At 41.6% G+C, this 12,116-nt stretch carries 16 protein-coding genes and 1 pseudogene; 3 read left to right on the top strand and 14 right to left on the bottom strand.

All coding sequences use genetic code 11. The features are described from left to right. Together ACFIJS_RS07935 and ACFIJS_RS07940 are read right to left on the bottom strand one after the other, a co-directional pair. On the bottom strand, positions 1-557 hold a 557-nt coding region (locus tag ACFIJS_RS07935), incomplete at its 3' end, for an antA/AntB antirepressor family protein (protein ID WP_375651048.1). A 42-nt stretch (positions 558-599) separates the two neighbouring features. Then, on the bottom strand, positions 600-761 hold the full coding sequence (locus ACFIJS_RS07940; protein ID WP_375651049.1) for a hypothetical protein: 162 nt from the start codon (positions 759-761) through the stop codon (positions 600-602). Between the two features lie 179 nt (positions 762-940). On the opposite strand from ACFIJS_RS07940, the gene ACFIJS_RS07945 reads away from it, so the two are divergent. Then, complete coding sequence (locus ACFIJS_RS07945) at positions 941-2,023, top strand: hypothetical protein (protein ID WP_375651051.1); 1,083 nt, start codon at positions 941-943, stop codon at positions 2,021-2,023. A 28-nt stretch (positions 2,024-2,051) separates the two neighbouring features. On the opposite strand, the gene ACFIJS_RS07950 is transcribed toward ACFIJS_RS07945, so the two are convergent. The 9 genes from ACFIJS_RS07950 to ACFIJS_RS07990 are packed head-to-tail and all read right to left on the bottom strand — an operon-like array spanning position 2,052 to position 9,485. Continuing rightward, positions 2,052-2,408 carry a hypothetical protein gene (locus ACFIJS_RS07950; RefSeq protein ID WP_375651052.1) on the bottom strand — a complete coding sequence of 119 codons (357 nt, stop codon included), beginning with the start codon at positions 2,406-2,408 and terminating at the stop codon, positions 2,052-2,054. 1 nt (position 2,409) lies between these two features. Continuing rightward, a complete protein-coding gene (locus tag ACFIJS_RS07955) occupies positions 2,410-3,486 on the bottom strand; it encodes a major capsid protein (protein ID WP_375651054.1) in 1,077 nt (358 codons plus the stop codon). 12 nt (positions 3,487-3,498) lie between these two features. Beyond that, a complete protein-coding gene (locus ACFIJS_RS07960; protein WP_375651055.1) occupies positions 3,499-3,867 on the bottom strand; it encodes a head decoration protein in 369 nt (122 codons plus the stop codon). Next, positions 3,864-4,244 carry a hypothetical protein gene (locus ACFIJS_RS07965; RefSeq protein WP_375651059.1) on the bottom strand — a complete coding sequence of 127 codons (381 nt, stop codon included), beginning with the start codon at positions 4,242-4,244 and terminating at the stop codon, positions 3,864-3,866. Before ACFIJS_RS07965 ends, ACFIJS_RS07960 begins: the two co-directional genes overlap by 4 nt. Further along, positions 4,127-5,194 carry a S49 family peptidase gene (locus ACFIJS_RS07970; RefSeq protein ID WP_375607154.1) on the bottom strand — a complete coding sequence of 356 codons (1,068 nt, stop codon included), beginning with the start codon at positions 5,192-5,194 and terminating at the stop codon, positions 4,127-4,129. The genes ACFIJS_RS07965 and ACFIJS_RS07970 overlap by 118 nt, the downstream gene beginning before the upstream one ends. Further along, complete coding sequence (locus ACFIJS_RS07975) at positions 5,184-6,728, bottom strand: phage portal protein (protein WP_375607155.1); 1,545 nt, start codon at positions 6,726-6,728, stop codon at positions 5,184-5,186. The genes ACFIJS_RS07970 and ACFIJS_RS07975 overlap by 11 nt, the downstream gene beginning before the upstream one ends. Then, positions 6,728-6,976 (bottom strand): phage head-tail joining protein, encoded by a 249-nt coding sequence (locus ACFIJS_RS07980; RefSeq protein WP_100131184.1) that lies wholly within the window; start codon positions 6,974-6,976, stop codon positions 6,728-6,730. Before ACFIJS_RS07980 ends, ACFIJS_RS07975 begins: the two co-directional genes overlap by 1 nt. Positions 6,977-6,979: 3 nt before the next feature. After that, a complete protein-coding gene (locus ACFIJS_RS07985) occupies positions 6,980-8,926 on the bottom strand; it encodes a phage terminase large subunit family protein (RefSeq protein ID WP_375651056.1) in 1,947 nt (648 codons plus the stop codon). Continuing rightward, entirely contained in the window at positions 8,916-9,485 is a 570-nt protein-coding gene (locus tag ACFIJS_RS07990; RefSeq protein WP_375651057.1) for a hypothetical protein, read from the bottom strand. The genes ACFIJS_RS07985 and ACFIJS_RS07990 overlap by 11 nt, the downstream gene beginning before the upstream one ends. Positions 9,486-9,569: 84 nt before the next feature. Here ACFIJS_RS07990 and ACFIJS_RS07995 point away from each other — a divergent pair, with 84 nt between their 5' ends. Both ACFIJS_RS07995 and ACFIJS_RS08000 read left to right on the top strand, forming a co-directional pair. Further along, on the top strand, positions 9,570-9,836 hold the full coding sequence (locus tag ACFIJS_RS07995; RefSeq protein ID WP_212112989.1) for a BrnT family toxin: 267 nt from the start codon (positions 9,570-9,572) through the stop codon (positions 9,834-9,836). Continuing rightward, positions 9,814-10,119, top strand: coding sequence for a BrnA antitoxin family protein (locus tag ACFIJS_RS08000; protein WP_212112990.1), 306 nt, complete (start codon positions 9,814-9,816; stop codon positions 10,117-10,119). Before ACFIJS_RS07995 ends, ACFIJS_RS08000 begins: the two co-directional genes overlap by 23 nt. 52 nt (positions 10,120-10,171) lie before the next feature. Here ACFIJS_RS08000 and ACFIJS_RS08005 read toward each other — a convergent pair whose 3' ends face one another. From ACFIJS_RS08005 to ACFIJS_RS08015, 3 genes and pseudogenes are all read right to left on the bottom strand, one after another. Then, complete coding sequence (locus tag ACFIJS_RS08005; RefSeq protein ID WP_375607160.1) at positions 10,172-10,450, bottom strand: hypothetical protein; 279 nt, start codon at positions 10,448-10,450, stop codon at positions 10,172-10,174. Continuing rightward, on the bottom strand, positions 10,447-11,178 hold the full coding sequence (locus ACFIJS_RS08010) for an antA/AntB antirepressor family protein (RefSeq protein ID WP_375614626.1): 732 nt from the start codon (positions 11,176-11,178) through the stop codon (positions 10,447-10,449). Before ACFIJS_RS08010 ends, ACFIJS_RS08005 begins: the two co-directional genes overlap by 4 nt. A gap of 593 nt (positions 11,179-11,771) precedes the next feature. Then, positions 11,772-12,116: pseudogene (locus ACFIJS_RS08015) on the bottom strand (hypothetical protein); the annotation flags it as partial.

Here is a 12,116-nt window from a genome sequence, read left to right on the forward strand (position 1 = left end):
CGTCGATACACCCAATCATGTTTACGCAAGTAATCGGTTAAATCTTTTGGTCGTACTTCAAGCATCTTTGCTGCTTCTATCAAACCGAACAAACCATCAGAGCGTTTTAAGCCTTCCAAAGCTTTTGCTTTTGGTGTTAATTCGGCAATGGTGTTATCCTTCTGCTCTATTTGGCTTTGTAAGTGATTTAAAACACCAAGTAATGCTTCGGGTTTGGAGTAGTCAACTTGTGGTGTTGTTACTTGTTTCAAGAGCCGTTCGCATTTGATAAAGTATTGACGAGCTTCATGCCCTTTATCATTACGCTCGATCATGGAAAGATGTTTAGCCATGTCTAATGTAATGTGGTATTCTATGCTTGGACGGCCTTTTTCTAAATTTTTAGAAAAACCTATAAAGTCTATATTTTCTCGAAACTTACATTCTTTAATGCGGTTTTTAATCCAGTCTGCAAACTTTGATGTAATTCCTAAAAATGCATGTAACTCACGTGCATTCACTGTCTGAACAGTCTCTTGATCAATGACCTGTTCTGATATTTCTATAAGTGTGTTCATTGTGAACTCCTATGTGCTTAAAGGTTTCTTAATGACACTCAATTAAAGAGTGCCGGGTGCTAAGAAACACGGCACATAGCCCGTCGTTACGCCTTTCCCAAAAGGGTGTTGTATAGCATAACCACACCCGACAATATCATTATATGCTTGTAGCATACAACGAGTCAAAGTTTTTAATTGGCGGTGAAAAGATTGTTTCGGCAATCTATCCGCTATGTGTTTAAGGTGTTTCTTAGGCACCTGATTCGATTATTCATATCTTTATAATGATGTCAAGCATTAATATCACTTTTTTATAAAATATATGGTATGTCTTTACTTTATTTATCGACTCATTTTAAATTTTTCAATTTACTTTTTTATTTATAGCGGAGGGGAAAATAATGCTCGACATACTTGATACAATTGCAATGATAGTGTGCTTGTTATCATTGCCAATGATGATTGTCGGACTCGTTTTAGTATGTATAAAGAAATGGCGGAAAAACGGACTGAAAACTCTTGGTCTTGGAGCTTTATTATTTATCGGCTCTGCAATAGTAGGTGCTTCTGTACACAAAGACAAACCAAATCAAATTACACACAATAATGAAATTGTTACCTCCTCCTCGACTTCGTCAATAGATGTTGCTACTCAAAACGAAAGCGTGACTCAGGTACCAGCTGAGGATACTGATAAGCAAATTACCCCCACTCAAGTTAACAAACCAGACAAAGATGATGGATTAGGCTTTTGGGGATGGTTTTGGTTAATTTTCTTTGCGTTTTTTGCGTTTTCCATTTTCGCTTATTGGCAAGATAAACGCAAAAAACGTTTTGAAGAAAAAGTTCCAGAACAGGCTTCAATGTCGCTCCCTCCTGCACATCCTTCTTCTGATTTCTCAGTCGTTAATAAAACATCTCCAGCACTTAAAAATGAACAACTGGAAAAATGGATCAGGATCTTTCTCCATTGTGCTCTATTGATTGGAGGCATTGTGGTAGTAATAAGTATTTCACCATGGTTATTAGTAGCCATTCTTATTATTTTACTTTTGGTGATCGCTCACTACTCTGAAAAGAAAAAAGTAAAACTTTTTGAAGAACAAGTTGCAATGTTGCTACCGGATATTAAAGTGTCTAGTTTTTCTGAAGCGTGTAAAATGTTTCAAGAACTTGACGCAAGCGAATATGAATATCGTTTAGCACACAATGAAAAATTGTTGGGGGTTCAAGAACGCGTTTTCTTTGATATTAATAAAAAGATCACACTTAGAGGACGTCTTTTGGTAACCGATCAAGCCATTGTATTTGAAAGTCCTGAAAAGAATGAACGAACCACTTGGACACGAATTGCATCAGTAGCTATAACATACCATGAATGCCAAATCAGTCTCCGTACCGGCATACCACGGAATTACCAATTCACTGCCTTTTCAAGTCCAAGGTTTACAGCAGTAATTCGAGTTCTGGGACAGTTTTATTGATTTTTAAACACACAAGATAAAGATACGTTCATTGTTTTATCTCCCGCAAGATAAGCTTATACATACCGGATTCAGAGGCTTGGACATCTGTAACAGTGAAGTGTTCTTGAGAAGAGGGGGCTTTGTTGTTTTCAGGAGCCATCACAATAATACTATCTTGAGGTTTTGGTGGTATTCCTCCAATGTCATTGATACAAAGATCAAGTTCCTTTCTTGCAATTGTGGTGGGGATTCTGCCTCCAGCCTCCGATTCCGAATGTTTGATGCCGTAAATTGCTGTGATACGAAAAGATTGCTGGTTGTCCTTTCGCGTGTAGATGATGGGCTGCCCAAAAGTGTTGCGCACATCTTTAACCATTTGGTTTAGCAGCCCGTTCCACCGCATGTTATTTCGCTCCAATCACTGCTTTAAACAGCATTTCAGGGCGTGTACAGATGTAAAGCGGATAGCTATAGACCTCCGGTTTTACCCATGCATTACGGTCGTGGTCGACGATCAGCATCGTGTAGAGAGGTCTTCCAACGGTGTTGGCAAAATCCAAGCTTTCACCAGGAGCAAAGGTTTTTTGGAAGACACCAGGTGCATCAACAGGAAAGAATTGACATTCATTAGGTTTAATTCCTATGGCGCGTTTGGTTCCAGCCTTCGCACTCACATTATAGTTGTGAATGCTGCGATAATTAATGAAAGTTACACCAGCAAAGTCAAAACTGCCAAAGCTGCCTGAGCCAAGAGTGCTTGGTGTTGTAACACCTCCGGCGCTATTGAGTGTTTGTGCTAAGGCTGTGTTTAAATAGGTCTCACGAATTGTTTTATGGTTTTTCAACTTGGAAAAGAATTCATTTCCACAAAGTCCAATAATCCTTGAACGATCAGAAAACGCTCCTTTTGAAGCTTCAATCATCCTCATAATGACTTGATCAACATGGTCCGCAACATTGGTTGTCTCATTATTTAATTTAAAATCAATCGGCTTTGGTGGTGCGATTTCCCATTCTTTGTACCAATCGACAATCACGGAGCCATCAGCATCAAGGACAACCCCTTGAACAGCGCCAAGTTGCATATTTTCCCATGTCAATTCGATTTCAGAAATCAGTTTCTTTTGTTTTCTGGCAATATATTTCATTGCTGTCTCTAACTGATCTTCTGCGCCAAATTCACGACGGTTTTGGATTTCTTCTGATTTTACGGTATCACTTTTGGCAATCCGTGTTGTTTTGAAAAACCGAAGATTACGACCCTCTCTATCACCTTCTGCTAAAGGTGCGCCACGTTCACTGGTTTGAATAAGCGAAAATGTATTATCACGCCGTTCAATACCAACCACTGTGGTGCTGGTTTCAACTTCCTCAAAAAGATTAAGAGAGCTCACAAGACCCGGTTGAAACTCATAGTTTTCGATGGCTTTCATCATTGTGATGCTTGAGAAAGCATCATGTTTAAAAAAATTCATATCCATGTGCGCATTCTCCTATCGCAACAGAATGTTGTTCTTGTCTTCTAAAGACTGAATGGCTGCTTTCTTCTGCTCGTCTGTGATGGCATCTGGCCATAGCAGTTCAGAAGCTTTTACAGTGCATAAGCGTGCTGTAATCACGGCACGTTGATCGGCTTGAGAGGCATCAACAGTGGCAAAAGAAATTCCAGCAGGGATTTGGCTGCCATCTGATGCTGCTGGATTAAGGGGGGCATATTTTTCTGATGCTGTAATTTTCCCCATGACAGTTCCTGCTTCAATGAAGGCTCCTGATGCAAAAACCACTTCTTCGTTTGACATATCCGTATCGTAGGGTCCAAGATAAGCGCCATTGCGTACGTCTTCATAAATAATATTATTCATTTTATTGCCCTCCAAGCTGTTTCCCATTTTGTATGAATTTTTGCCTTGCTCGTTCCATCACTGTGAGGGGTATAAGGCGAGACTTTTAAAGACGCGCTTTGAGAGCTAGCAGCCGTCAATACACACTGGCGTGCTTTCTCAACACTCATACCGTTTTGAATAGCTTTTGCTGCGTCAAAAGAAACGCCTAAGTGCTTTGCTTGCCTTTCAAGGGTTGTTAGTGCCTTGCCACGTTTTCTTTCCTTTTCAAGAGCAGCTTTTATGCTTTCTTGTTTATTTTCGTCCTCATCTTCGTCTTCGTTTTCTTCTTCATCGTCGAAGTCTTCGGCGTTTTTGTCGATGTCACTATCGTCTTCGTCCTCTTCCTCGTCATTGATGATGTCGACGATCTTTTCGTCATCCTCTTCTTGGGCGCGGTATTGTGTGCGTGCCATGTGTTTTTTCCTTCTTTTGTTGATGTTGGGTTTTGTGATATGGAATCCGTTAAGGCTTCCAAAGCTTGCGCAAGGGTGCCCTGCGCATCTGCTAATCCAAGCTCTAAAGCTTGGGTGCCTATAAAAGTTTCTGCTTTTGTGTCACGAATTGCGTCCGCACTCAGAGGTCTGTTTTTTGCAACCCAATCGACAAACATTTCGTAGAGCAGGGCGCAATCGGCTTGCATTTTTATTTGTGCTGTATCGCTCAAGGGTTCGTGAGGATTGCCATGGGTTTTGTGATCACCTTCAAAAACGAAGGTCCATTTAAGCCCGTGTTGCTCATCTGCACGAGATTGGTCAAGATGGGCGCAAACAACCCCAATCGAGCCTACAACACCGGTGCGTGCAACCCATATTTGAGAAGCCGCACAAGCAATGGCATAAGCTGCAGAACAAGCAAATTCATTGGCATGCGCCCAAATGGGTTTGTTATATTGTTTTGAAAGGGTTTGAAACTCTTCAACCAAATCAAAGATGCCACCGGCTTCTCCACCACCACTGTCAATATCAAGTAAGACGGCATGAACATCAGGCTGTGCCATGGCTTCACGAAAAGAAGCCCTTAACCCTTCATAAGACGTCAATCCCGATAAAGCTCCAAGCCATGCACCGCGGCGTACAAGCGTGCCATGAACCGGTATTATAGCAACATTGTTTTGCACCACATAGGTTTCTGGTGGTCTTAAAGCTTCTGTACTCCCTTGCGAATAAGCTTCAATGGGAAACTTTTCACTTGCAAAAAGCCGTGGAGCAAGAGCATTGAGAATAATATCAAGCTTTGTGGAGGCAAGCATGTGTGGAACTCCAAAAAGCCGTGATGCCAAAAACGGCATGTCGAGATTATTCACCATTTGTCTGCGCCTTACTGTCTTGGTTGTTTTCATAAGTCTCAGAAGTCTCTGAATCTTCATCACCAATCGCTTGATTTTCACCAGAAGGCGCTGCCATATCCGTGTCAAAAGATAAGCCGCGTGCACGAGCGTCTGTGTGCTCTTCTTGCAGTTCGGCATGAATGCTGTCGATATCAAAGCCGCGCTCGGCAAGCGCCATGCGTCGTGTTTTCAAGCCAGCACGAATTTCTTCTTTTTCTGCCGTGATATCCTTGTTTGGATCAATCATTTCAAGCGGGGGCGCAAAGCTTTCACATTGAAGCCATGGCAAGGAATTTTCTTCCCATCCGGGTAAGTGAACGCGTCCAGAAAGTACTGCCATTTCAACAAAACGTTCCCAAACAATGCGGTTAAACTGAAAGGCAATGATATGTTCACGCCATTGTTTGACATGCCGTCTAAACTGAATGATAGAGGTTCGCACATTGGAAAAATTACCGCGCGTAACGTCTCCAGTCACAACGGCATAAGGCATATTGAGAGCCGAGCAAATTTTTGAAATATTGCGAAATTGGAAAGCCTCATAAGAACCTCCAACCTCAACAGGGTTAGAGAATGTAACCTCTTTATTCTCTCCTAAATAAAGAGATGCACCGGGTGCAATGGCAGGTGCTTCGTATTCTTCTTCAACGTCGTTTTTATCACGATTATCGGATAATTTTGCGACGTTTGGGGAATTGTCCTTGACAAACGCCGCGAAAAGAGCCGCCGTCCTTTTTCGATCAAGTTCTGCATCATCATAGGATTCGAGTTGAAAGATCTTTGTCATACAGCGCGTTATTTTGGGAGAACCGCGCAATTGTCCGGCAATCCGGCGTTCTTTGATATGAATGACCATTTCAGTAGGCACACGTATGCGCTCTTGGCTCTTAAAGGCTCTGTTTGCAGGACAATCATCATAGGGATGATGTTCCCAGAAATGATAAGCAACGCGCTTACCACTGGCATCGAATTCAATTCCCATACGAATGTAATTGCCTTCAATTTCAGCAGGTCCATTATAGGTGAGATCCAGCATTTCAGTAGGATAAACTTGTAATTGAAGCGGCACACCAGAGCGCCCATAAAGGTCAACATAATGCAATCTTACAAAGCATTCGCCGGTTAAAAAGACCTCTCGTGCAATGGTTGCTTGCAGCCCATAAAAGCTGGCATCTTCGTCGTAGTCTGCTTCATCAGCCCATTGCCACCATAAGTCTAAAAGCTTTTTCTTTTCTTCTTGAAAACCTTCAATGCGAGGATAAGGTTTAATCCCATCACTGACAGCCGCAGAGACCCATTCTTCAGTCGCAGAACCGTAAAGAGCTTCATTGTCATAAAGCCATCTTGAACGGGCAACAATGGTATCACCGCATTCTTCAATCGCTTTATTGATATGTTTTTTTGCGGGATCAAAACCACCCATGCGACGGCTTTTGCTTGCCGCTTCAAAATGGGGATTGTGTTGACGAGAAATTGTAAAAAAGCCCGTAAGTTTATTGATAAAGCCAGCCATTAATAGCCTCGTGAGATATTAAAATAGAACACGCGTGAACCTTTACGCCCTTCAAGGTCCGCTATTTGCGTATTGATCATTTCAAGAGCTCTGCGCAGTTCCTCAACAGAGCGGTTGCTGACTTGCTTATCGCCGTGACGCACTGATTGCGCACCCGAATAAAGAGCCTCTTCAATTTGCTCTCGCCGCCTTTTTAAACTTTCCAGTCTCGAAAATTTGCTGTTAAATTGTCCTAAAGTTTCATCCACAAATTACCTCCAATCCCCTTGCATATAAGGATTCATCACTGTTCTGGATTGTTTCCTTTGAGGTTGTGCTATCTGAGATCTTCTTGGAGAAGTGAATGAAGAAATCCCAGATGTTGGTTGCTCTACAGAACTTTCAATTTTAAGTTTTTCCAAACGCTCTTCTAAGATATCGACTTCTCGATTAAGGTTTATTCCTGCCGAAATCAGACCTTGTAAAGCAGCATAAGCATAGACCCTACAGTCCAAGGCTTCGTTTCTTGCCTTTTCACTTTTTTGCCATTCAATACGCTTGAAGCCTTTAAAATATTTGATGACTTTTCTTTCAGCGGTTAGCTGGTCAAAATATTCCAGGTCAAGGCTTTTGTGAAAGTGTGTTGCACCAGCCCCTGATGCTTCAGGACCGGATTTTTTAAACCGTGCCGTGATAATATCTTTCGCGGCATCAACTCCAACAATATAGAGATTAATCTGTCCTTTATTGTTTCTGCTTGGTCGGCGTGGCCATACCGCACGCCATCCCGCTTGCCCCTTAATGCCCCAGATACGCCGCCCCTCACGCGGGCGTACATAATTATAAACTGCCTGTGTATGTCCACCACCGGTATCAATACAAGCCGCTGTTATCCTAATCCCTTCTTTATAGCCTGGATGTGGCCAGCGTTTTGCAAGATATTCATCCAATTGGTCCCACACTTCAAAAGAAGAGGGATCACCAAGGATCACTTGATAATCAATATGCCAACTTTCTTCACTACGCCCCCATCCCACCACTTCAAGCTCTAAACGATCATTTTGCACATCAATGCCTGCTGTCAACACGACGGCTTGTTCTGGTGCCAATGGATAATCTTCGCGTTTTGCATAGAGGCTATCAGGGTCAACAACTTCGCCTGTTTTGTCCTCCCATGGCTCTCCAAGAACTGTATTAATAAAAACTTGCAAAAGAGCAGGGTCTTCTTTGGCTCTTAAAAATTCGCGCGCACAATCGCCCCAAGTCAGCCATGGGGAATAAAGCGCTGAAATATGGTAAGAACGCAGACGAGGCTTACTTGACTCCTGTGTTGCGATCCAGCAAGCACCGTTTTCTTCTGCCATTAAGGTGGACTTACGATGTTCGGCATGTTCATGACCACAATGCGCACAAACAAAAACAGCTTTTTCGGGGGCGCCTTTTTGCCACTTGATTTGTGACCAAAAAATCGGTTGTAGCGTACCACACGCATCACAAGGAACATTGTAATATCTCTGGTCACCAAGCATAAAATCCTTGGCGATACGGCTTGTGTCACGGTGTGTCGGCGTGGACAATTTAAAAATTTTACGTTGAATAAAAGCAGAAGTTCGTTTTTCAGCAATTGTTACAGGATCGCCTTCATTATCGACATTCAATGGGTAAGCATCGACTTCATCCAAAACCAAATAGCGAATAGGAGAAGAACGCAATCCAGCAGCACTATTTGCTCCTGTAATCATCAATGTCCCCCCATAAAATTCCTTTGAAAACATTGTATTTCCACTGTCTCTTGCACGAGCAGGAGCAATGCGTTCACTTAAAGCAGGGCTAGCTGAAATCATCGGATCAAGACGAGACTTTGACAGTTTCTTAGCGGTCTCAACGGTCGGCATCACATAAAGGGCAGGTCCTGGACTATGATGAATGGCATAACCACAAAAGTTCAACGCTGCTTCCGACATTCCAATCTGAGCCCCCTTCATCACAACCGTTGTTTCAGTCGGATCATAAACAGAAAGATTATCCATGATCTCTCGTAAATAGGGGGTACGTATAGTCCTCCATAACCCAGGCTCAGCACTCGTAACTGTGCTCAAATAACGATTTTTATCAGCCCACTGGGAAACAGTATAAGGCGGGTCAGGACGGCGTCCTTCATTCGCATAGCAAAAAAAGAGCCCAGCATCAGAGGACGAGGGCGAAGCATCACTTATCATGTTCTGGATTCTCTTCTAAAATGTTGGGATCGTGAAAAGAAACAGGGACGACATTTTCTACTAAAGCTTTGCGCATATGATGATCGATAGCTCCAATAAGGCTCGCAGAATCACATCCCACTTGCGCCGCAATTTCAGTACCAAAGCGATAGGCAAAATTGAGCATTGTATCTCGATGCGCTCTTCCAAAGTTCCATGCTTCTTTTCTCACTTCTTCACGATCAACAGTTGTTTCACGCAATCGTTCAAGTGCAATCTTTTCTTTTGCTAGCGCAACTTGCATTCGCTCCAGTTTAATCTTGTATTCATTGGCACCCTCTGTAGAGACTTGTTTGATCTTTGTTCGCGGTTGGCCATCCGGTGCTAAAAATGGAGCAGGGCGTTTTGTTGGATTCTCATTCCAGATAGCTGTTGCAAGCGCTTCATTAACAGAACCATCTTCAAAAAGAGCCTTATCAAACTTCCCTGTCTTAAGACGAGAAACCACTGCATTAGGAGAAACACGCATCTTTTTGGCAAACGCACGAAGCGATATCCCCTCACGAGTTTTCTTATTCATAGTGGCTCCATTTTGAATGGTTTATACGAATTATTGTACACTTTAATTATTGACAAGGTTTTATTTTTCGTGTACATAAAATATATGAAGATAGTGTGGGATGAACCAAAAAGAGCTTTAAACATTGTTAAACATAAGCTTGACTTTGCTGATGTTATTTACTTTGACTGGGAACATGCTTTTATTGATGCAACCCATTCAAACCGCATGAAGGCTATTGGACATTTTGCGGATGGCACAACAGTTATTGTTTTTGCAAAGCTTGGCAATGAAGCAATATCCATTATCAGCTTTCGTCGAGCTAATAAAAAAGAAAGAGAGGTTTTCAATGACTATCAAAAAAACCTTTGAAGCAGGATGTGATTACGCAAAAGAAGATTGGGACGCTGTGGATTCTCCACCATTGACAGATGAAGAACTTGCACGCTTAAAACCAGCTAAAGACGTTTTACCAGCCTCCTTTTTTAAGTATGTAACAGAAGAGCGCCGTAAACGTGGGCGTCCCCCCGTTGAATCTCCTAAACAAGCGGTTACTCTCCGCCTCGACCCAAACGTTATTGCCTCTTTTAAAAAACAAGGAAAAGATTGGCGCACACGTATGGGTGAAGTTTTAAAAAAAGCAAGCGGTTGTTAAGATAACCCTCTCCCTATTTTTGAGAACGGGGAGGGGACTTCTGTTTTTGAACTTAAGCAACCTTTTTAATAGGGTTATCGAAATTTGGTTCATAAGTGCGCAACAAAGAATCCATACTATGCGGTAATTCTGAGGCTCCAAAATCTGTAAGAATTGCCAAAATCTTTGTAATATTAGGCACGTCATTTTGAAGTTTTAAAACTAGAACCTTTTCTATTGCATTCATAGTTTGAACTAGAGCACTACAATCTTTGTCGCTCACATTTTCATCATTAGAAAATTGAGATAATGCTATCCATAAATCGCATAAGAAGTTGGTATCTATCTTCATTGTACACCTCCATGAATTTGCTCTCTTAAGCATGCTAATCCTCTGGAGGTAATTTTTGTTGAAGGGAGTACCTTTTCTGTACCATCTGGTCTTTGAATGGTGATAGCAGGGCAATCCATGAAACCTTTCTTGATTTTATCCTGATAAGGTAACAGAGGCGCCCCTGGAGCACGACGATAGACCCAATCATGTTTACGCAAGTAGTCAGTTAAGTCCTTTGGTCGTACTTCAAGCATCTTTGCTGCTTCTATCAAACCGAACAAACCATCAGAACGCTTTAAACCTTCCAAAGCTTTTGCTTTTGGAGTCAATTCGGCAATGACATGATCTTTCTGCTCAATTTGACTTTGTAAGTGATTCAAGACACCCAGTAATGCTTCGGGTTTGGAATAATCAACTTGTGGTGTTGCTACTTGTTTCAAAAGCCGTTCACATTTGATAAAGTATTGACGTGCTTCATGTCCTTTATCATTACGTTCGATCATGGAAAGGTGTTTAGCCATATCTAAGGTGATATGGTATTCTTTAGAAGGACGCCCACCTGAACTTTCGCTCAAAAAAGAGCAAAAGTCATACCCTTCTTTAAATTTACAGTCTTGAATACGTCTGATAATCCAGTCTTTAAAGCTGGTTTTTACTTCTAAAAACGCATGCAAGTCACGTGCGTTTACCGTTTGAACAGTTTCTTGATCAATCGTTTGTTCCAATATTGGAATAAGAGTGTTCATGAGAACTCCTTGTAGTTAGAGGTTTTCAATTGACACTCAGTAAAGAGTGCCGGGCGCTGAAAACACGGCTACAAGTCCGTCGTTACACTTTTCCCGTGAGGGTATTGTATAGTGTAACCACACCCGACAAGGTCATTATATGCATGTAGCACATAATGAGTCAAAGTCTTTAAATGCCCAGAAGATTGATTATTTCGGCAATCAATCCGCTTGTAGTTTCTAAGGTGTTTTCAGGCACCTGATTCAATTATTCATATTGTTGCTATATTGTCAAGTGGTAAAAACTTTTTTCTAAAAAATAATCCACTATTGTACAAGGTGTATATTAGTGCACATTAAATTCGTTATTTATCAATGTGTTGTGCGTACAATGTACAGTTGATTTGAAAATTCTGTCGCTAGCGATAGTTCGCGCTAGCCTGCCCCGCAACGAAGCCAACCCGCTGGGAAGTACCTTTTGAATTGATTTTATTGATTTTTTTATGGAAAAAACAAAACATAAGTGATAATCTGTTTTTAAAATTGCAATAAGAATATGTAATGCCTAAACTCATAAGGATATGTAAGACATAGATAAAGCGTGAGAACATGATCTAGCCTTTTTTATTAGCGGCGTATTCTTGACGTTTAAGTTGTCTCTGTATGTTTTTGATTAGTCTTTCATTGGCTTCTTTTACAATAGCACTTGCAATCTCTGGCTTGGACATCACTTTAGCAATTGAAGGTCCTTCTTGTTTTGCAATGGGGAATTGATCTCCGTCATCTCTTTGAAACACATTCCCTCCCATTTTCAAATCAACACGCTTTGGAAAACTGCCTCCCTTGATAAAACCATGGGGTAAGATTTCTTTCTTTCCAAACAGTGTGTAAGTTACGCCGCGTTTTGTTTCTCTTGCTTGAAAAAATTTAAGAGGTATCGGTGTTCCAGAACCAATGAT

Source organism: Bartonella sp. OT172YNZD (assembly GCF_042193725.1).
Classification (GTDB): Bacteria; Pseudomonadota; Alphaproteobacteria; order Rhizobiales; family Rhizobiaceae; genus Bartonella; species Bartonella grahamii_A.

What these genes read in the sequence shown, in the direction of transcription:
- ACFIJS_RS07945 (WP_375651051.1), top strand. Translation starts at nt 941, where the DNA reads ATGCTCGACATACTTGATACAATTGCAATGATAGTGTGCTTGTTATCA.
- ACFIJS_RS07950 (WP_375651052.1), bottom strand. Translation starts at nt 2,408, where the DNA reads ATGCGGTGGAACGGGCTGCTAAACCAAATGGTTAAAGATGTGCGCAAC.
- ACFIJS_RS07955 (WP_375651054.1), bottom strand. Translation starts at nt 3,486, where the DNA reads ATGGATATGAATTTTTTTAAACATGATGCTTTCTCAAGCATCACAATG.
- ACFIJS_RS07960 (WP_375651055.1), bottom strand. Translation starts at nt 3,867, where the DNA reads ATGAATAATATTATTTATGAAGACGTACGCAATGGCGCTTATCTTGGA.
- ACFIJS_RS07970 (WP_375607154.1), bottom strand. Translation starts at nt 5,194, where the DNA reads ATGGTGAATAATCTCGACATGCCGTTTTTGGCATCACGGCTTTTTGGA.
- ACFIJS_RS07975 (WP_375607155.1), bottom strand. Translation starts at nt 6,728, where the DNA reads ATGGCTGGCTTTATCAATAAACTTACGGGCTTTTTTACAATTTCTCGT.
- ACFIJS_RS07985 (WP_375651056.1), bottom strand. Translation starts at nt 8,926, where the DNA reads ATGATAAGTGATGCTTCGCCCTCGTCCTCTGATGCTGGGCTCTTTTTT.
- ACFIJS_RS07990 (WP_375651057.1), bottom strand. Translation starts at nt 9,485, where the DNA reads ATGAATAAGAAAACTCGTGAGGGGATATCGCTTCGTGCGTTTGCCAAA.
- ACFIJS_RS07995 (WP_212112989.1), top strand. Translation starts at nt 9,570, where the DNA reads ATGAAGATAGTGTGGGATGAACCAAAAAGAGCTTTAAACATTGTTAAA.
- ACFIJS_RS08000 (WP_212112990.1), top strand. Translation starts at nt 9,814, where the DNA reads ATGACTATCAAAAAAACCTTTGAAGCAGGATGTGATTACGCAAAAGAA.
- ACFIJS_RS08005 (WP_375607160.1), bottom strand. Translation starts at nt 10,450, where the DNA reads ATGAAGATAGATACCAACTTCTTATGCGATTTATGGATAGCATTATCT.
- ACFIJS_RS08010 (WP_375614626.1), bottom strand. Translation starts at nt 11,178, where the DNA reads ATGAACACTCTTATTCCAATATTGGAACAAACGATTGATCAAGAAACT.